The following is an 18573-nucleotide window of genomic DNA, read 5'->3' as shown; positions in this document are numbered from 1 at the left end:
TCCCCTTCCCGCGCCCTGGACGAAGGAAGGGGCCCCTGCCGCGTGGCGGGGGCCCCTTCCTCGACGCCTCAGGCGGCGGCGAGCGCCGGGTCGGGGCGGGTGTCGGCGTCGGCCGGGCGCAGCGCCAGGGCGAGCACGTCGGCGACGTCGGCCAGGGTGTGCACGGTCAGCGCCTCCCGGACCTCGGCGGGCAGGTCGTCGAGGTCCGGCTCGTTGCGGGCCGGGATGATCACCTCGGTCAGGCCGGCCCGGTGGGCGGCGAGCAGCTTCTGCTTCACCCCGCCGATGGGCAGCACCCGGCCGGAGAGGGTCACCTCGCCGGTCATCCCGAACTCGGGCCGCACGGGCCGGCCGCTGGCCAGCGACGCGAGGGCGGTGACCATGGTGATACCGGCGCTGGGGCCGTCCTTGGGCACCGCGCCCGCCGGCACGTGCAGGTGGATCCGCCGCCCGGCGAGGGCGTTCGGGTCGAGTCCGAGCCGGCGCCCGTTGGAGCGCAGGTACGACAGCGCGATGTGCGCCGACTCCTTCATGACGTCGCCGAGCTGGCCGGTCAGGGTCAGCCCCGGCTCGCCCTCCATGCTGGTGGCCTCGATGAAGAGCACGTCGCCGCCCGCGCCGGTGACGGCCAGGCCGGTGGCCACGCCGGGCACCGCCGTCCGCTCCGCCGATTCCGGGGTGAACTTCGGCCGCCCGAGGTAGGTGGCGAGGTTGTCGGTGTCGACGCGGACCGGCGCCGGGTCGGTCGCCAGGGTCACCGCGACCTTGCGCAGGATCTTCGCGAGCGCCCGTTCGAGCTGCCGTACGCCGGCCTCGCGGGTGTACTCGCCCGCGATCCGGGCGAGGGCGTCGTCGGCGACGCCGACCTCCTCGGCGGTGAGCCCGGCCCGTTCCCGCTGCCGGGGAAGCAGGTGGTCGCGGGCGATGGCGACCTTCTCCTCCTCCGTGTAGCCGTCGAGGGTGACCAGCTCCATCCGGTCCAGCAGCGGCCCGGGGATGGCCTCCACCACGTTGGCGGTGGCCAGGAAGAGCACGTCGGACAGGTCGAGGTCGACCTCGAGGTAGTGGTCGCGGAAGGTGTGGTTCTGCGCCGGGTCGAGCACCTCCAGCAGGGCGGCGGCCGGGTCGCCGGAGTAGCCGGCGGCGAGCTTGTCGACCTCGTCGAGGAGCACGACCGGGTTCATCGAGCCGGCCTCGCGCAGGGCGCGCACGATGCGGCCGGGCAGCGCGCCGACGTAGGTGCGCCGGTGGCCGCGGATCTCGGCCTCGTCGCGGACACCGCCGAGGGACACCCGGACGAAGTTGCGGCCGAGCGCGCGGGCGATCGACTCGCCGAGGCTGGTCTTGCCGACGCCGGGCGGGCCGGCGAGGGCGAGCACCGCGCCGGAGCCCCGGCCGCCGACGACGCCGAGGTTGCGCTCGGCCCGCCGGTTGCGCACGGCGAGGTACTCCAGGACGCGGTCCTTCACGTCGGCCAGGCCGGCGTGGTCGGCGTCGAGCACGGCGCGGGCCGCGGCCAGGTCGGTGTCGTCCTCGGTACGGGTGCCCCACGGCATCTCCAGCACCGTGTCGAGCCAGGTCCGGATCCAGCCGGCCTCCGGGGAGGCGTCGCTGGCGCGTTCCAGCTTGCCGACCTCGCGCAGCGCCGCCTCGCGGACCTTGTCGGGCAGGTCGGCGGTCTCCACGCGGGCCCGGTAGTCGGCGGAGCCGTCCGGCTCGTCCTCGCCGAGTTCCTTGCGGATGGCGGAGAGCTGCTGGCGGAGCAGGAACTCCCGCTGGGACTTCTCCAGCCCTTCGCGGACGTCGGTGCTGATCTGCTCGGCGATCTCCTGCTCGGCCAGGTGGTCCTTCACCCAGCCGACGAGCAGTTCCAGCCGGGCGGTGACGTCCGGCGCGGCGAGCAGCTCGGTCTTCTGGGCGAGGCTGAGCCAGGAGACGTAGCCGGCCGAGTCGGCCAGCTCGGAGAGGTCGGTCATCCGCTCGATGGCGTCGATGACCTGCCAGGCGCCGCGCTGCTGGAGCACGGACGTCATGAGGGCGCGGTACTCGCGCGCGAGTTCGCGGGCGCGGCCGGCGGGGGCGGGTTCGTCGAGTTCGGTCGCCTCGACCCAGAGGGCGGCGCCGGGCCCGGGTACGCCGGAGCCGATCCGGGCGCGGGACAGGCCGCGGATGACGGCGGCCGGTTCGCCGCTGGGCAGCCGGCCGACCTTCTCGATGGTGGCGACCGCGCCGACGGGGCCGTACTCGCCGTCGAGGCGGGGCACGGCGAGCAGCTTGTGGTCACCGGTGGCGCGGGCCGCGTCGACGGCGGCCTGGGTGGTCGGGTCGAGGGTCACCGGGATGACCATGCCGGGCAGGAGCACGGCGTCGGTCAGGGGAAGTACCGGGAGAGTTGCCATCGAACACCTGCTATCGCGTTGAGTTGAGCGTGTCCAACTCAAGTAACAAATCGTTCCCCTTGTTCCGGGCTGTGACCCAGGCCACCTCCGCCCGTGGCAGGGCGTTGCGGGCGCAGCAACTCGCGCGCCAGGCCGGCGCCCCCGGCGACCGCCACGGCGAGCGGGATAGCCAGGCAGGTCAGCGCCAGTGCGGCGACGGTCCAGCCCGGCAGGCCGGCCACCGCGGCGACGCCGGTCAGCACGGCGAAGGCGAGGAGCTTGCGACGGGTGCGGGCGATCGGGATCGCGACGGACATCGGGACCTCCCCTCCGTACGGGATCAGAGCAGGACGAGCAGGGCGGCGCCGACGGCTGCCGCCGGCACGGTGGTGACGACGGTGGCGAGCGCCGCCGAGTGCCGGCGCAGCGCGGCGAGCGGGATCAGCGCGTCGCCGTCCTGGCTGATCGCGTTGGCGACCAGGGTGGGCAGCGGCAGGCCGCCGCTGACGTACAGGCCGGTGAAGACGATCTGCACCGCGCACCCGGGGATGAGGCCGATGCCGGCGCCGACCAGCACGCCGACGAGCCCGGTGAGGGCGAGCTGGGAGCCGTCGAAGCCCGTCGTGGTGATCACCACCTGCCAGCCCAGGTACGCGACGGCCACCCAGACGGTGACGAAGGACGCCTCGTGCGCGCTGTGCCGCAACGTCTCCCGCAACGAGCGGGGCTGCGCGGTCTCCAGGCTGTCGTCGGCCAGCTTCCCCCGCCCTCCGGCGAAGATCAGCGCCGCGGTGAGCGTGCCGAGCACTCCCAGCGCCAGGTACGGGTCGACGCCCCCGAAGGATCGGGTCAGCGCGCCCGGGTCGACCAGTTGGAAGACCACCGGCACCGACACCGCGAACGCCGGCGTGGTCAGCCCCCAGAACGCCGTGGACGCCGGTACGCGGGGCAGCAGCCCGCCGAGCAGCCGCCGCGCGCCGGCGAGGTCCGGCCCGCCCGCGGCGGCCAGGCCGGCCGGCGCGGGCGCGGCGGCGACCCGGTGGTTGACCGCGCGGGCCGGGTCGATGCCGAGCGCGTCGACGACGTACCCGGTCACCAGGCCGACCGCGAAGAGCAGCGCGTGGATCTTGAGGGCGAACACGGGGTTCCAGGCGAGCACCACCCACGACGAGTCCCCCATGGTGGCCGCCAGGGCCGCGACCACGGTGCCGAAGGAGACCTTCCCCCGGGCGTAGAGCGGCATCAGGATGATCGCCCCGCCGCAGCCGGGGCTGACGCCCAGCAGGGCGCCGACCAGCGGACCGAGCCGGGGCCGGCTGGTGAGCCCGTCGGTGACCCGGTCGCCGTGGCGCCAGCGCAGCCAGCCGAAGAGCGCCACCATGACGGCGACGTAGACACCCACCTGCATGAACGCGTCCGCGAGCGGGCGGAGCACGAGTTCGGTCACGGCACACCTCCTCCGGTACGGCGCCGCCGGGCCGTCCGCCGCTCGCGGACGACCCGGCGCGACGGCGTCAGGTGAGCTTGCTCTTGACCTTGTTGACGGCGCCCTTGGCGAGGCCCGGGTTCGTGCCGTAGAGCCGCGGGTCGCCGGGCGGCAGGACCGGCTCGGGCGCGTGCGCGCGGGGGCTGTGGTCGTAGCGGAACTCGCCCTTGCCGTCGGGCGCCGGCCCGGACGCCCAGCGCCCCTCCGACGCGTCCGTGCCGGGCGAGAAGTCCAGGTACGTGTAGCTGAACTGCTCGGTGAACTCCTTGGAGTCCGGGAACGCGTCGGGCACCGGCATCTCCTCCAGGCCGTCCTCCTTGAGCTGCTCGATGGCCGCCATCCACATGTTCTGGTGCATGGTGTCGCGGGCCAGCAGGAAGCGCAGCATGTTCTTGACCCCGGGGTCGTCGGTCATGTTGAACAGCCGGGCCACCTGGAGCCGGCCCTGCGCCTCGGCGGTGACGTTGAGCTGGAAGTCGGCCATCAGGTTGCCGCTGGCGGTGATGAAGGCGCCGTTCCAGGGCACGCCGTTGCTGTCGGTCGGCAGCGCTCCGCCGCCGCCGTGGATGAAGTGCGCCGGGTTCGACCCGCCGTAGATCGCGCCCACCATCGGGTTGTCGGCGGCGGCCTCCTGCAACGACAGCGGCGCGTTCTCCAGCAGCCGGGTGATCATCGTGGCGATCATCTCGACGTGGCCCATCTCCTCGGTGCCGACGTCGAGGAAGAGGTCCTTGTACTTGCCGGGCAGGCGGCAGTTCCAGCCCTGGTAGAGGTACTGGTTGGCGACGGTCATCTCGCCCCACTTGCCGCCCAGGATCTCCTGGAGCCGGCGGGCGAACGCGGCGTCCGGGCCGTCCGGCTTGGCCTCGAACTGCAGATCCTTCATGTGGCTGAACACGTGTCCTCCTCGGTGCCGGTCGGGCTGTCACCGGGGCGGTTCCCGCGACGGCCGGCCCTATCGGGCCAACCGGCGGCCCGACGGGGTCAACCTGTCGCGGGGAACGCGGGCAGCACCACCTCGAGGGCCACCCCGCGCGGTCGCAGCCGGTGCAGGCGCAGCCGTCCGCCGTCGGCGGCGAGCAGCCGCCGGACGATCCACAGCCCCAGCCCGGAGGCCCCGGCGGCGGGAGCGGGCCGGCGCAGCGCCTCGACGAGGGTCGGGTCGACCCGACCCTCGTCGGTGACGACGATGCGCAGACCGGAGCGGCCGAGCGCGGCGTGGATGCCGACGCGGCCCTCGGCCGGACCGTGCCGCAGCGCGTTCTCCACCAGGTTGGTCACCACCTGCCGGGTCCGCCGCCGCGGCACCGGGCAGCCCCCGGCCCGCCGCGTCACCCCGGTCAGCCGCCGGTGCGAGGGCACGAGGGCCGCCGCACCGCGCAGGACCTGCGCCAACGGCGCCGCCGGGTCCGCCGCCGGCGCGAGGGCCCCGGTGCCGGCGGCGGCGTCCCGCAGCAGGCCCTGCAGGTGTACGGCCTGCTCGTGGGCCAGTGCCGTGATGGCGCGCCGGTCGTCGCCGGTGAGCGGGAGCCTCTCGTCAGCGAGCGCCCGGGTGAGCGAGGTGAGGGCGCTGACCGGGGTGCGGAACTCGTGGCAGAGCACACGCAGCAGCAGTTCCGGGTCGGTGTCCAGGGCCGCCGGGTCGGCCGGACCGGGTTCGGGCCCTGCCCACGGGAGCAGCCGCAACGGTCCCCGCCCCCCGCGCCGTCCGCGCATCCGCCCGACCTCCCTCGTTCGGCCGCATGATCGGTACCCGCTCGGGAACGGACCAGGCATGCCCGCTCCCCCCGCCGTCCGGTTGGCCGTCGTGGACGACCACCCGCTGTTCGTCCGCGGGCTGGAACTGCTGCTGCCGGCCACGACCGACGGGCGGGCGGAGGTGGTGGGCTCCACCGGCGACGCGTCGGCCGCCGCCTCGCTGGTCAGCCGCTGCCTGCCCGACCTGGCGCTGGTCGACCTGCACATGCCGCCCCCGGGCGGGATCCGGGCCGTGGCGGCGATCCGGCGCACCACGCCCCGGGTGCGGGTGGTGGCCATGTCGGGCGCGGAGGACCCGGCTCCCGCCCTGGAGGCGCTGCGCGCCGGCGCCGAGGCCTTCCTGCCCAAGACCGCCGAGCCGGAGGAACTGCTGCCCCCGCTACTGGCCGTCCTCGACGGCTGGGCGGTGCTGCCGGGGCACCTGCTCCGTGCGTTGCTGCGTACCGGCCGGGCGACCCCGGTCGATCTGGACGACGAGGAACGGGCGATGCTCAAGGCCATAGCGGCGGGCCGCAGCACCGTCGAGATCGCCGAACGGATGCACGTCTCGGAACGCACCGTGAAGCGGATGACCGCCGCGCTGCTGCGGAAGTTGCGGGTCTCCACCCGCGCCGAGGCGGCGGCGCTCGCCGGTCACGCCGGTCTGCTCGGCGACTGACCCCGGGCTTTGCGCCGAGCCGTTTTCCCGCGATAACGCGACGCGCCGAAATGAGGACGACGCGCATTGTTGCGGATTAGCCGTGGGATACGTCAAACTTTGACCACACCCCGCCCCACACAGGGAGTAATTGACGATGGCGAGAAAAGTAATCACGGTCCTGACCGACGACCTCGACGGTGGAAAGGCCGACCGGACCGTCGAGTTCAGTCTGGACGGCGTGGCCTACACCATCGACGTATCCGACGAGAACGCGGGCGTGCTGCGCAAGGCCCTCGACCCTTACATCAACGCTGGCCGGCGGATCGGTCGCGGAACCGCCGACACCGGGCGGGCGCCCCGGCGGGCAGGCACGCCGGGCGGCTCGGGAATGGACCGCGAGCAGAACCGGGCCATCCGGGAATGGGCCACCAAGAACGGCTACAAGATTTCCGAGCGCGGCCGCATCCCGGTCGAGGTCGTGGAGGCGTACAAGAACCGCTGACCGGCGCCGGGCTCACGCTCGGGCTGGTGCGGGGTCACGCTGAGGAATCAGCGCGGCCCCGCCGGTCTTTTCCCACGGCGATCCATTCGCACGACCCGCGCCCGCCAGCGGGCCCATTCCCGGCCCGCCACGATTGCACTTCGACCATCGCCGGGTCGCCGGGTCGCTTCGGATCGGCCGACAACGGCCCGTTCACCGGCCCGGCGAGCGTGATCATCGCCACGATCGCCCCGGCGCGCAGCCGGGCCGCCACACTTCCCGAGTGTAATGAGCGACAGCTTTGTCGAGCATTACCGGCGCGGATCTCGGGGGTGGCGGATGACGCGATGGTGGAGCCAGACGGCCGGGGGCTTGCCCCGCGTCTTCTGGTACCTATGGTCGGCCACGCTGATCAACCGGCTGGGCAGCTTCGTCGCCATCTACCTCGGCGTCTACCTGGTGTCGGTACGCGGCCTCAGTCCCGCGTACGCCGGGATCGTGATCGGGTTGCACGGAGCCGGCAGCGCGGCCGGTGGCGTGCTCGGCGGGATCGTCGCGGACCGGTGGGGGCGGCGGCCCGCCATGCTGACCGGAAACGTGGCCGCCGCGGCGGCGGCGCTGGCGCTGGGCCTGAGCGGGCACCCCGTGGCGATCGCGGCCCTCACCCTGTTGCTCGGGCTCTGCCTGGGCGTCGCCCGGCCGGCCTTCACGGCGACCGTCATCGACGTGGTGGGCGAACGGGACCGCCTGCGCGCGCTGACGCTGAACTACTGGGCGATCAACATCGGGTTCGCCGTCGCCGCGACCGTGGCCGGCCTGCTGGTCCGGGTCGAGCCGCTGCTGCTGTTCGCGATCAACGCGGCGGTACTGCTCGGCACCGCCGCGCTGATCGGCCTGACCGTGCCCGAGTCGCGCCCCGCCCCGGTGACCGTCGCGCAGGTCGCCCGCGTCGACTCCGGCGGGCTCGGCACCGTGCTGCGGGACCGGGTCTTCCTGACCTTCACGGCCCTCACCGGGTTGGCCTGGCTCTGCATCGAGAGCAGCGCGATGCTGCCGGTGGCGTTGCAGGCCGATGGGCTGCCGGCGTCGGCCTTCGGACCGGTCATCGCGGTCAACGGCCTGATGATCGTGCTGGGGCAGCTCTTCGTGCCCCGCCTGATCGGCCGCTTCGACCGGTCCCGCACCGTCGCCGTGGCCGTCGTGGTGATCGGCGCCGGCTTCGCCCTGACCGCGCTGGCCGACGCCGTCTGGTTCTACGCGCTGACGGTGGGCGTCTGGACGCTCGGCGAGATGCTGATGACCCCGTCGAACTCGGCGCTGACCGCCGACCTGGCGCCGGCCGCCCAGCGCGGCCGCTACCAGGGCGTCTACTCGCTCGGTCACGCCTTCGCCAGCTTCGCCGGGCCGACGCTGGGCGGCCTGGTCGCCGCCCGGTTCTCCACCGACGTCCTCTGGCTGGGGCTGTTCGGGCTGGCCCTGCTGGTGGCCGCCGGCAACCTCCTGGCGGTGCGGCCCCGGGCCCGGCGGATCACCGCCCTGCGGGCCGCCGCGGCGCCCGCCGCCCCGCGCGAGGCCGCGGCGCTGGCGTGAACGCGCCGCCTCGGGGCCGCCAGGGTGCGCCCGGACGGCCCCGCGGCGGTCGTCAGCCGACCTGGATGCGCACCACGTCGAAGGCGGGCGTCTGGTTGGCCCGCTCCATCATCGGCACCCGGTGCGAGCCGTCGCCGGCCCAGACCGCGCACTGGGCGGTGCCGGATCCGGGCAGCCCGGGGATCTGGATGGTCACGTCGTCGGGCTCGGCGCCACCACGGCTGTCCTCGGTGGCGACGAAGAACGCCGGCACCTCCTGCGGCTGCGGCGGCTGCCGGAGGCTGCCCAGCATCCGGCAGGCGGTGTGGAAGTGGCCCCGCACCAGTCCCTGCTCGTTGAGCAGCGAGCTCTCCACGTAGTACCCGCCCTGCCCAGCGGCCAGGAAGCGGTCCCGTACGAGGTTGCGGGTGGAGACCCGGAGGGTGAACGGCTGGTTCGCCCCGACCCGGTCGGGGAACTCGGTGATCAGCAGCGACGGATTGTCGGCCGCGGGACCCACCTCGCCGAACGCGGTGCTGACGCAGCGGTTGCCGTTCTGGAAACCGTCGTGCGGCTGCAACCGGCTGTCCTCGCAGTCGTTCGCGATCACTCCCAGCCCGGCACCGGGCGCACCATTGCCGCCACCGTTGTTGCCGCCGCCGTTGTTGCCACCACCGTTGTTGCCACCGCCGTTGTTGCCGCCGCCGTTGTTGCCGCCGGTCGGCGCCACCTGGCACTCGGCGAGCCGGGCCAGGCCCTGCGGCCGGGGGCCCACCCGGTCGATCGCGATGGTGATCCGCTCCAGCGTCGCCCGGCGCTTGCCGGCCAGCGGCTGGAGGATCGAGGTGCGGACGAACTCCTCGCCCCGCCGGCCCTCGGCGGCCAGCCGCCGGTCCGCCTCGGCGATCTGGGTCTGCAGCAGGTTCAGGTTCCGGTCGACCTCGGCGCGGGCGCGGTCGGGCACCCGCGGCAGCCGGCTGGACACGTCCGGGCAGGCCACGGCCGAGCCGCCGTTGTCGGCGCCGCCGCCCCGCGTCTGCTCGCACTCGGCGACCGACTGCTGCCCGTCCCCCCAGTGGTTGCGCACCCACCGGCCGTCCTGCCAGGTCCGGCTGGTGCCCCGCCCGCTCGGCGCGGTCGCGCCCGGGCTGGGCTCCACGCAGGCGGCGGAGGCCGGTCGGGTGCTGGTCGGCCGCCGGTCCTCGGCCGACGAGATCTGGGTCACGGCGACGATCCCGCCGAAGACCGCGAGCGTGCCGACGACGGCCAGCAGTCGCTTGCTCCGCGCGCTACCGGATGACCGGCGCGCCCGTGTGGACCTGCGCATCGAATTGCTCTCCTTCGCGATCCGGTAGTTGATCTGAGACCTCGGCGGACCGACGGAATTGAGGGGCGCACCCGACGGGGACCGTCGGGCGAACCGGCGGCACGTCGATGACCGACGATGCCCTTTCCGCACCGTCTTCCGCGCCGCGCGGCGCGGTCGGGGGATCCTGTCCGTTCCCGCAGGAGTACGGGACGGCCGGCGCGAAGGTTCAACGCGATTCAGGGAATCCGGACGGGGCCCGGGCGTCGACCGGTGACGTGTGCCGGGCCGGTGAGCGGTGACGTGCGCCGGGTCGGCGACCGGTGGCGCATTGGAGAAGGGCGGGTCAGTCCGCGCAGAGGTGGGCGAACGCGAAGCCGCCCGTCATCTCGTCGTGCCGGGACTCCAGCCCCCGGATCTCGGCGAGCAACTCGTCCCAGGGCGTCAGGACCGCCTCGGCGGCGTCCAGCGCGCGCAGCCGCTCCCCGACGGCCACCGCCGCCAGGTCCTCGGCCAGCCGCCCCGGATCCACCCCGGCGGAGACGCGCTGCGGGTGCACCGTCACCCGCTCCACCAGGCAGGCGTCGGGGCGCACCCGTACCCAGCTCCATCCTTCGGCGGGCCCGCCCGTCCAGCGCACGTGCAGCCCCCGCACGATCGGGTCGGCCAGCCGCCGCGACACGTACGCCTCGACGGCGGCGGCCCGGGCCAGGGCGCCGAGGTCGTTGACGTGCCCGGTCCGCCCGTCGGGCAGCCGACCGAGGATGTCGCGGAAGCCGATCGGGGGCACCCCCGTGTCGTCGGGCTCCCCCGCACCGAGGGCCGCGTACGCGCGCGCGTCGATCACGTACGCCACGATCCGGCGCCCGTGCTCCTCGGCCCGCAGCGTCGGGGACCCGATTCGCAGCACCGCCAGGCCGACCGCCTCGGCGACCGCGTTCTTCAGCCGCTCGGCCCGCTGCGCGGCGGAGCCGGGGGCCGCGACGGGGCCGACCTCGACGGCGAAGACCGGCCGGCCCGTGTCGGCGGCGCAGACGACGAGGTCGTAGCCCTCCCGGCTGGCCGTGCTCCACTGGCTGCCGGTGACGCCCGGCGGACGCCCCTGCACCAGTTCGCCGAGCCGGCGGGGACCGTGCACGAGCTGGCCGCCCCGGGCGAGCAGGGGGCCGCGCCCACCGTCCCCGGCGACCGCGCGCAACCAGGAGCCGCCCCCACCACCGGTGCTCGTCATCCGCCTGATCCGTCCGTCCCGCCGACCGAGGCCGACGCGTCGGCCGGGGCGAGTCTAGGCGGTCGATCATGACCGGCGCGCCGGTGGTGCCCCTCGGGCCGTCGGCCCGCAATTCGCTTGAGATCGCCCGCCCGCGCCGGTGGGATGGGCGGGTGAGCGTCTTCCTGGGCACCGAGCGGCTGGTGCTGCGCGAGTTCACCGCCGACGACGCCGACCTGCTAGTCGAGCTGGACGGCGACCCCGAGGTGATGCGGTACCTCACCGGCGGGCGCCCCACCCCGCCGGAGGCGGTCCGGGAGCGGGTCCTGCCCCGGATCCTCGCCCACTACCGGCGCCCGCCGGGACTCGGGTGGTGGGCGGCGCTGAGCCGGGGCTCGGGCGACTTCCTGGGCTGGTTCGAGTTCCGCCCGACCCGCGACGGCGACGCCCGCGAGGTGGAGCTGGGCTACCGGTTGCGCCGGTCCGCCTGGGGCGTCGGCCTCGCCACCGAGGGCTGCCGGGCGCTGATCGACGAGGGCTTCACCGCGCTCGGCGTGCAGCGGGTCACGGCGAACACGATGTCCGTCAACGCCGCGTCGCGTCGGGTGATGGAGAAGTCCGGGCTACGGCTCGTGCGGACGTACGTCGGGGACTGGCCGGAGCTGATCGACGGCGCGGAGCACGGCGAGGTGGAGTACGCGCTGACCCGGCAGCGGTGGCTGCGCCGCGACGCCGGCTAGGCCCGGCGCGAGCCGACTGTCACTCCGCGCCCATCACCAGGCCCTCGATGGTGTGTTTCTGCCGGATCGGCGTCAGGGCGTCGACCACCGGGCAGGGCAGGTGGGCGCGCACCTGCTCGGGCAGGCCCGCCCAGTACCCCCGGGTGACCGCCATGTCGTGGTGCGCGGCGTTGCCCGCTCCCGGCGCGTCGACGCCGAGCACCAGCACCGGGCGGGACAGGGTGGAGACGTTCGGCGTGCCGCGGTGGACGGTCAGCGCGGACCGGGCGGAGATGTCGCCGCGCCGCGGATACTTGCGGACGGCCCGTTGCGCGTAGCGGGGGTGGCGCTCCCTGGGCGGGAACATCTGGTGGTCGAAGTCGCGTCCGTCGTCCCACTGGGTGCCCGGGGCGATCTCGAACGGACCCATCTCCGCCACGGTGTCCACTGTGGTCAGGTTGAAGGCCAACGAGGTCAGCCGCCGCTGCCGGCGGGTGTCCTCCGGCATCGGGAAGTCCCGGTGCCACGGCTGCATGGCCGCGCCGGGAAACGGGATGTCGAAGCCGAGCTCGACGATCTGGTAGTCGGGCCCGAGCACGGCCCGGCACACCGAGACCACCCACGGGTGGGTCACCAGGTCGACGAAGCCGCGCAGCTGCTCGGGGTGGATCTCCACGTACCACCGCTGCGGGCCGCGGCCGACCGCGCCGTCGGGGCGGGAGCGGGCCTCCCGGAAGGCGGCCTCGACGTCCTCGCCGACCCGGTCCACCCAGTCCACGGCGAAGGCGCCCCGGCAGGCGGTGATGCCGTCCCGGTAGAGGTCGCCGAGCGCCGCCAGGGGAACCTCCTCGTCCTCGACGGGGGCGACGGGCTGGTCGGTGCGCGGCGCGGGCGCGGTGGAGTGGGACCTCATCGAACCTCCTGACGGGACCAGGCGAGTATTACAACGTTGTAGAGACGCCGCAAGGCACGCCCGGGCCGCCACCCCCGCCCCGGGTCGGGGCATGATCGACCGGTACGCCGGTGGTCGGCGCACGGACCGGGGAGGTACGCGGGGTGCGGGTCGTTTCGCTGGTGCCGTCGCTGACCGAGGCCGTCGCCCTGACCCTGCCGGGTCTGCTGGTCGGCGCCACCGACTGGTGCACCCACCCGGCCGGGCTGGACGTGGCGCGGGTCGGCGGGAGCAAGTACCCGGACCTGGACCGGGTGCGCGCGCTGCGCCCCGACCTGGTCCTGCTCAACGTCGAGGAGAACCGCCGGGAGGACGCCGACGCGCTGACCGCCGCCGGCGTGCCGGTGCGGGTGACCTATCCGCGTACCGTCGACGAGGCGCTGACCGAGCTGGCGGACCTGCTCCGCGACCTGGGCGCCCCGGCCGAACCCGAGTGGCTCGCCGGGGCCCGCAGGGCATGGGCCGGGCTGCCCGCCGCCCGGCCGTCCCGCCGGGCGGTGGTGCCGGTCTGGCGGCGACCGTGGGTGGTGCTGGGCGCCGACACCTTCGCCGGTGACGTGCTGCGCCGGCTCGGCGTCACCAACGCGTACGCCGACGACGTCGAGCGCTATCCCCGGCCGAGCCTCGACGCGCTGCGCGCCCGCGCGCCGGAGCTGGTGGTGCTGCCAGACGAGCCGTACCGCTTCACCGCCGACGACGGGCCGGAGGCGTTCCCCGGCATCCCCTGCGCCCTGCTCTCCGGCAGGCACCTGACCTGGTACGGCCCGTCGCTCGCCGAAGCGCCCGCCGTGCTCTCCGCCCAGCTCGCCGACCCGGTCGTGCACCCGGCCTGACCGTCGCGGCCCCACCGCTCCGGGTCACCCGCCCGCGCGCCGGCGCCGTTCCCGACGGGCGTCGACCATGCTCCACCCGATCGCGACCGACAGCGTCAGCACCACCACCGCGAGGGTCGACCAGACCGGCAGCTTCCCGACCGGCGTCTCGGCCAGGATCAGCTTCGCCCCGGCGAAGGCCAGCAGGAAGGCCAGCCCGTACCGCAGGTAGCCGAAGTGCCGCAGCAGCCCCGCCAGGCAGAAGTAGAGGCTGCGCAGGCCGAGCACGGCGAACGCGGTCGCCGTCCAGACGAGGAACGTGTCGGTGGTGATGGCCAGGATCGCCGCCACCGAGTCGATCGCGAAGACCACGTCGGTGGCCTCGATCGCGACCAACGCCACCAGCAGCAGGGTGGCCCTGCGCCGGCCGTCGACCCGGACGGTGAACCGGCCGCCGTGGTAGCCCGGCTCCGTGGGCACCAGCCGCCGGAACGCCCGCACCACGACGTTGCGGTCGGGGTCGACGTCCGGCTCGCCGCGTACCGCGAGCCGCCACCCCGTCCAGATGAGGAAGGCGCCGAGGACGATGCCGGCCCAGGTAAGCCGCTCCAGCAGCCCGGCGCCGACGAAGATGAAGGCCAGCCGGAACGCGAGCGCACCGACGACCCCCCAGAAGAGCACCTTGTGCTGGTACGCGGCCGGCACCCGGAAGTACCCGAACAGCAGCGCGAAGACGAAGACGTTGTCGACGGAGAGCGCCTTCTCCAGCAGGTAGCCGGAGAAGTACGCCACGGCCGGCTCGCTGCCCCGCCACAGCCAGACGACCAGGCCGAAGGTGAGCCCCGCGGTGATCCAGACGCCGCTCCACAGCAGCGCCTCGCGCAGCTCGATGACGTGGTTGTCGCGGTGGGAGAGCAGGTCCACGGCGAGCATGACGGCGATGACCGCGCCCACCGCCGCCCAGGCCCACAGGGGTGCCGCGAACGTCGCCTCGTCCACCCGGCGTCCTCCGCATCCCCGACGGCGGCTCCGCTCCCGACGCGCGGCCCGGGCCGGCTCGCGCGGTCCCCGACGGCCTGCGGCGCGGACACGCCCCCAGCGGCCTGCGGCGCGGGTGCGCCCTCGGCGGCCTGCGGCGCGGGTGCGTCCTCGGCGGCCTGCGGCGCGGGTGCGTCCTCGGCGGCCCGGCGGCGGGCCCGGAGCGCGTCCCGATCCCGAGCCTAGGCGAGCCGCCCACCGGCCGGCGGCGGTCCGGGCAAGTCGATGCCGTCGACGGGACGGTTCGACGCCCCGGCGGGCCGGACAGTTCGCGCCGCCGACCGGCCCGGCCCTTCCAGGCTTCAGGCCCTTCCGGGCTTCAGGCCCGTCCGGGCTTCAGGCGCGCCCGGCCCGCACGGATGTCAGGCGGGCCGGGACGTCAGGCCACCGGGGCGATCCGCGCCGGGTCCAGATCGGCGAGCGCGGTGTCGTCGACGTCGTAGGCGAGGGTGCTGGTCACCCGGACCACGCCGCTGACCTGCCCCGCGAGCCGGCCCGCCAGCTCGACGGCGCTGCGCCGGTCCAACCGGCCGTCGAGCGTCACCTCGCCCCCGCGCACCCGGACGGTGACCAGCCCGTCCCGCACCGCGAGCACCCGGCGCAGCACCTCCTGCACCACGTCCTCGCGGATCTCCGCGTCGGTGCGCAGGTGCACCCGCAGCAGGTCACCGCGCGTGACGATGCCGACGAGGCGGCCCAGGTCGTCGAGCACCGGCAGCCGCTTGACCGACTCCCGGTCCATCTGCCGGGCGGCGGCGGAGATCGTCGCCTCCGGCCAGGTCGCCACCGCCGGGGCGGTCATCAGGTCACGCGCCAGCAGCGCCTCGGCCTTCTCCCGGGCGGTGCGGCGTCGTCGCCCCTCGAAGACCCGCCGCTCGTCGGGGTGGCCGGCCCGCTCGACCTTGTGCAGCAGGTCCGACTCGGAGACCACGCCGAGGACCCGACGGAAGCCGTCCACCACGGGCACCCCGCTGATGCCCCGCCGGACCAACGCGTCGACGATCTCCCGGTAGGGGGTCTCCTCCCCCACCGTCGTGACCTCCCGGGTCATCACGTCGCCCACCTGCCACGTCCTCATCACGACCTCCCTGTCGTTCCCCACCGCGACGCTACGACCGCGACGCGCCGCCGGGTCAGGGCCGCCGGACCGGACCGGCACGGCCGTACGGACCGGTCCGGGAGGGGTCAAAGGTCCCGGTCCGGTGGGGCCCGGTCGGCCCTGCCCGCCCGGCGCCGGCGGGCGTCCAATGGAGATGCCACCGGAAAGCGCGGTGCCAGGCACACGAAGGGACGTGGAGACAATGGCCGCGACGATCGAGCGCACCACCGTCGGGACCGACGCTGCGGTGGCGGAGACCCGGCACGTCGGCGAGACCCCCAGGGAACGGGCCGCCCGGTACGTCTTCGCCGGCATCCGGATCGCCCTCGGGTGGACCTTCCTCTGGGCGTTCCTGGACAAGGTCTTCGGTCTGGGGTTCGCCACCGAGGCGAAGAACGCCTGGATCGACGGCGGCAGCCCCACCAAGGGCTTCCTGACCTTCGGCGCGGCCGGCCCGTTCGCGGACTTCTACCAGGGCATCGCCGGGGCCGCCTGGGCGGACGTGCTCTTCATGGCCGGCCTGGCCGCGATCGGCGTCGCGCTGCTGCTCGGCATCGGGATGCGGATCGCCGCCGTCGCGGGAGCGGTGCTCTACGTGATGATGTGGACGGTCGTCCTGCCTCCCGAGAACAATCCCTTCATGGACGAGCACCTGATCAACGCGGCGCTGCTGGTCGGTCTCGCACTGGTCAACGCCGGCGCGACCCTCGGCCTGGGCGCGACGTGGGCGAAGCTCCCGATCGTGCGGCGGTTCCCCTGGCTGCGGTGACCCGGCGCGGCACCTCCCCCCTCGGCGGGCGTCACCACCGGTGACGCCCGCTTCGGCGTGCCCACCGCGTCACGCCGTCGCCCCGAGGGCCGGTCGCGACGCGTGCGCCGGGACCGCCATGCATCGTTCGGATGCCATCGGGCAGGATCTCGGGTGACGGACATCAGGACCGAAACGGTAGGAGACTCCCGAATGAACCAGGCAGCAGGCGCTCGCTCAGGCAAGCCCGAGGTGGGTCCGATCGAGGGCGCGCCGCCCGCCGACCTCGTCATCGAGGACATCACCGTCGGCGAAGGGCCGGAGGCCCAGCCGGGGCAGCTGGCCAGCGTCCACTACGTGGGGGTCGCGCACTCCAACGGTCGCGAGTTCGACTCCTCGTGGAACCGGGGTGAGGCGTTCGAGTTCCAGCTCGGCGCTGGTCACGTCATCTCCGGCTGGGACCGGGGCGTCGTGGGCATGCGGGTCGGCGGCCGGCGCCGCCTGACCATCCCGCCGCACCTGGGTTACGGCGACCGGGGTGCCGCCGGCGCCATCAAGCCGGGCGAGACCCTGGTCTTCGTCGTCGACCTGCTCGGCGTCCGCTGAGCGGAGGATGACCCACCGAGCGGTCGGGCACCGCCGGGCGGGGGATGATCCCTCCGAACGGACGGTGCACCGCTCGAGTGGACGGCGAACCCCTGTTGCGGGCCGGTGCGGACGGTGGACGACCCCGTCGGTACCGGCCCGCACCGGCCGGTGGACTGGCTGGGCGGGCTCCCGGTCGAGGCGCTGCACGCCACCGTGCCCCCTGGGCCTCGGGCGCCGGAGGTCAGCAGGGCACCAGCTCCCGGTCGGCGCACGGGTCCACGACCGGGATGACCCGGTGCAGGCCGGTGGCCCGCAGCACCCGCTCGACCACCGGGTCGGGGCGGACCAGCACCAGCTCACCGCCCTGGGCGCGCACGCGCAGGTGCGCCGCGACCAGCGCCCGCACCCCGGCCGCGGAGAGCAGGCGGACGCCGGAGAGATCCAGCCGGAGAACGGGCCGGGCCGGGGCGGCCCAGAGCGCGGAGCGGAACGCGGCGACCGTGGCGATGTCGACCTCGCCGGTCGCCCGCACCTCCACCTCGTGGTCGGCCACGGTGATGTTCACGTGGAGCCGGTCGTCGCGCTGTCCCATGCGACGAACCTATCCCCCGCCACCGACAATTCCGCCCTGCTGAGGGACCGGATCCGGGTACGCCCAGGGTCATACCCCGAGACTCCCGGATCCCCCTCAGGGATGACGCGACGAGGGCCTGCGGGCTGCACATCGGCGGGCGAGAATGAGCCGATGGTTGCTCCCCGCCGCGCGCCCCGGCTGATCCGCCCCGTCCGCGAGCCCGCCACGGTCCCGCCGCCGCTCGACGGGCCGTGGACGCCCGCCGACCGGCGGCTCGACTCGGTGGAGCTGCTGCCGCTGCCCGACGGGGTCTCCGGCCCGGAGGACGTGGTCGTCGACCCGTCCGGCCGGGTGGTCAGCGGGACGGAGGACGGCCGGCTCTGGTGGTGGCCGGTCGACGCGCCTCCCGGCACCCGACCCCGGTTGCTCGCCGACACCGGGGGCCGGCCGCTGGGCGTGGAGGTCGACCCGCTCGACGGCAGCCTCGTGGTCTGCGACGCGTACCGGGGGCTGCTGCGGGTGACCGGCGACGGTGCGGTGCGCGAGCTGGGCGGCCTCGGGGCGAGAGCGAACCTGGCCGACAACGCCACCGTCGCCCGCGACGGCACGGTCTACTTCACCGACTCGTCCGACCGCTTCCCGCTCTCGCACTGGAAGCGGGACCTGCTGGAACACCGGCCCAACGGGCGGGTGCTGGCGTACGACCCGCGCAGCGGGCGCACCGACGTCGTCCGCGCCGGGTTCTACTTTCCCAACGGGCTCGCGCTCACCCCGGACGAGTCGGCGCTGATGCTGGTCGAGACCGCCGCCCATCGACTGGTGCGGGTCGCGCTGGCCGACGGCGCGGTCACCGTGCTGGCCGACCTGCCGGCGTACCCGGACAACCTGACCCCGGTGGGCGACGGGACGTACTGGATCGCGTTGCCCAGCCCCCGCGTGCCGGTGGTCGAGCGGCTGCTGCCCCACCCCCGGCTGCGGCAGCTGGTGGCGGTGCTGCCGGCGGCGGTGCAGCCGAAGCCGCTGCGCTACGGCCTGGTGGCCCTCGTCGACGGCGAGGGGCGGGTGCTGCGGACCCTGCACGGCCCGCGCGGGACCTACGACATGGTCACCGGCGTGCGCCAGCACGGCGACCACCTGTGGCTGGGCAGCCTCACGGGCCCCGGGGTGGCCCGGGTGCCGCTGGGCTGAGCCCCGACGCCGGACGGGTCGGCGGGA

At 74.7% G+C, this 18573-nt stretch carries 20 protein-coding genes; 8 read left to right on the top strand and 12 right to left on the bottom strand.

The annotated features are described in order from the left end of the window. Window positions 1-68 precede the first annotated feature (68 nt). The 5 genes from lon to ACLQ20_RS12580 form a co-directional block, all read right to left on the bottom strand. Entirely contained in the window at window positions 69-2399 is a 2331-nt protein-coding gene (lon, locus tag ACLQ20_RS12600; protein WP_425855587.1) for an endopeptidase La, read from the bottom strand. 38 nt (window positions 2400-2437) lie between these two features. Further along, window positions 2438-2695, bottom strand: coding sequence for a hypothetical protein (locus ACLQ20_RS12595; protein ID WP_425855585.1), 258 nt, complete (start codon window positions 2693-2695; stop codon window positions 2438-2440). A gap of 23 nt (window positions 2696-2718) precedes the next feature. Further along, window positions 2719-3825 (bottom strand): putative manganese transporter, encoded by a 1107-nt coding sequence (locus tag ACLQ20_RS12590; protein WP_425855584.1) that lies wholly within the window; start codon window positions 3823-3825, stop codon window positions 2719-2721. A gap of 67 nt (window positions 3826-3892) precedes the next feature. Continuing rightward, a complete protein-coding gene (locus tag ACLQ20_RS12585) occupies window positions 3893-4762 on the bottom strand; it encodes a manganese catalase family protein (protein ID WP_151453524.1) in 870 nt (289 codons plus the stop codon). Window positions 4763-4848: 86 nt separating this feature from the next. Beyond that, the gene (locus ACLQ20_RS12580) at window positions 4849-5580 is read right to left on the bottom strand and encodes a sensor histidine kinase (protein ID WP_425855583.1); all 732 of its coding nucleotides are present in this window, start codon (window positions 5578-5580) and stop codon (window positions 4849-4851) included. Between the two features lie 58 nt (window positions 5581-5638). On the opposite strand from ACLQ20_RS12580, the gene ACLQ20_RS12575 reads away from it, so the two are divergent. After that, window positions 5639-6280 carry a response regulator transcription factor gene (locus ACLQ20_RS12575; protein ID WP_151453526.1) on the top strand — a complete coding sequence of 214 codons (642 nt, stop codon included), beginning with the start codon at window positions 5639-5641 and terminating at the stop codon, window positions 6278-6280. A gap of 136 nt (window positions 6281-6416) precedes the next feature. Then, window positions 6417-6764: a histone-like nucleoid-structuring protein Lsr2 gene (locus ACLQ20_RS12570; RefSeq protein ID WP_132234604.1), complete on the top strand. Its 348-nt coding sequence runs from the start codon at window positions 6417-6419 to the stop codon at window positions 6762-6764. 34 nt (window positions 6765-6798) lie between these two features. On the opposite strand, the gene ACLQ20_RS12565 is transcribed toward ACLQ20_RS12570, so the two are convergent. Continuing rightward, window positions 6799-7017 (bottom strand): hypothetical protein, encoded by a 219-nt coding sequence (locus ACLQ20_RS12565; RefSeq protein ID WP_358121874.1) that lies wholly within the window; start codon window positions 7015-7017, stop codon window positions 6799-6801. Between the two features lie 65 nt (window positions 7018-7082). On the opposite strand from ACLQ20_RS12565, the gene ACLQ20_RS12560 reads away from it, so the two are divergent. Further along, window positions 7083-8333: an MFS transporter gene (locus tag ACLQ20_RS12560; RefSeq protein WP_192581310.1), complete on the top strand. Its 1251-nt coding sequence runs from the start codon at window positions 7083-7085 to the stop codon at window positions 8331-8333. A gap of 52 nt (window positions 8334-8385) precedes the next feature. On the opposite strand, the gene ACLQ20_RS12555 is transcribed toward ACLQ20_RS12560, so the two are convergent. Together ACLQ20_RS12555 and ACLQ20_RS12550 are read right to left on the bottom strand one after the other, a co-directional pair. Further along, the gene (locus ACLQ20_RS12555) at window positions 8386-9639 is read right to left on the bottom strand and encodes a hypothetical protein (RefSeq protein ID WP_425855580.1); all 1254 of its coding nucleotides are present in this window, start codon (window positions 9637-9639) and stop codon (window positions 8386-8388) included. A gap of 325 nt (window positions 9640-9964) precedes the next feature. Then, entirely contained in the window at window positions 9965-10849 is an 885-nt protein-coding gene (locus tag ACLQ20_RS12550) for a hypothetical protein (protein ID WP_425855578.1), read from the bottom strand. A 152-nt stretch (window positions 10850-11001) separates the two neighbouring features. Between ACLQ20_RS12550 and ACLQ20_RS12545 the strand changes: the two genes are divergently transcribed. Then, window positions 11002-11568: a GNAT family N-acetyltransferase gene (locus ACLQ20_RS12545; RefSeq protein ID WP_327028612.1), complete on the top strand. Its 567-nt coding sequence runs from the start codon at window positions 11002-11004 to the stop codon at window positions 11566-11568. A 19-nt stretch (window positions 11569-11587) separates the two neighbouring features. On the opposite strand, the gene ACLQ20_RS12540 is transcribed toward ACLQ20_RS12545, so the two are convergent. Then, window positions 11588-12460, bottom strand: a complete 873-nt coding sequence (locus tag ACLQ20_RS12540; RefSeq protein ID WP_425855577.1) for a phytanoyl-CoA dioxygenase family protein — start codon at window positions 12458-12460, stop codon at window positions 11588-11590. A 143-nt stretch (window positions 12461-12603) separates the two neighbouring features. Here ACLQ20_RS12540 and ACLQ20_RS12535 point away from each other — a divergent pair, with 143 nt between their 5' ends. Continuing rightward, window positions 12604-13332, top strand: a complete 729-nt coding sequence (locus tag ACLQ20_RS12535) for a helical backbone metal receptor (protein ID WP_425855575.1) — start codon at window positions 12604-12606, stop codon at window positions 13330-13332. A 24-nt stretch (window positions 13333-13356) separates the two neighbouring features. On the opposite strand, the gene ACLQ20_RS12530 is transcribed toward ACLQ20_RS12535, so the two are convergent. Together ACLQ20_RS12530 and ACLQ20_RS12525 are read right to left on the bottom strand one after the other, a co-directional pair. Then, the gene (locus ACLQ20_RS12530) at window positions 13357-14244 is read right to left on the bottom strand and encodes a TerC family protein (protein ID WP_425855921.1); all 888 of its coding nucleotides are present in this window, start codon (window positions 14242-14244) and stop codon (window positions 13357-13359) included. A 484-nt stretch (window positions 14245-14728) separates the two neighbouring features. Next, entirely contained in the window at window positions 14729-15427 is a 699-nt protein-coding gene (locus ACLQ20_RS12525; RefSeq protein ID WP_357576250.1) for a CBS domain-containing protein, read from the bottom strand. Window positions 15428-15641: 214 nt separating this feature from the next. On the opposite strand from ACLQ20_RS12525, the gene ACLQ20_RS12520 reads away from it, so the two are divergent. Together ACLQ20_RS12520 and ACLQ20_RS12515 are read left to right on the top strand one after the other, a co-directional pair. After that, complete coding sequence (locus tag ACLQ20_RS12520; RefSeq protein WP_225852041.1) at window positions 15642-16217, top strand: DoxX family membrane protein; 576 nt, start codon at window positions 15642-15644, stop codon at window positions 16215-16217. Between the two features lie 192 nt (window positions 16218-16409). Then, window positions 16410-16802: an FKBP-type peptidyl-prolyl cis-trans isomerase gene (locus tag ACLQ20_RS12515; protein ID WP_151453536.1), complete on the top strand. Its 393-nt coding sequence runs from the start codon at window positions 16410-16412 to the stop codon at window positions 16800-16802. Window positions 16803-17025: 223 nt separating this feature from the next. Here ACLQ20_RS12515 and ACLQ20_RS12510 read toward each other — a convergent pair whose 3' ends face one another. Continuing rightward, window positions 17026-17376 (bottom strand): STAS domain-containing protein, encoded by a 351-nt coding sequence (locus ACLQ20_RS12510; RefSeq protein ID WP_425855572.1) that lies wholly within the window; start codon window positions 17374-17376, stop codon window positions 17026-17028. A 153-nt stretch (window positions 17377-17529) separates the two neighbouring features. Between ACLQ20_RS12510 and ACLQ20_RS12505 the strand changes: the two genes are divergently transcribed. Then, window positions 17530-18546 carry an SMP-30/gluconolactonase/LRE family protein gene (locus ACLQ20_RS12505; RefSeq protein WP_327028617.1) on the top strand — a complete coding sequence of 339 codons (1017 nt, stop codon included), beginning with the start codon at window positions 17530-17532 and terminating at the stop codon, window positions 18544-18546. Window positions 18547-18573: the final 27 nt, after the last annotated feature.

Source organism: Micromonospora sp. DT46 (assembly GCF_049841735.1).
Taxonomy (GTDB): domain Bacteria; phylum Actinomycetota; class Actinomycetes; order Mycobacteriales; family Micromonosporaceae; genus Micromonospora; species Micromonospora reichwaldensis.
This window is presented reverse-complemented; position numbering and strand designations above follow the sequence as displayed.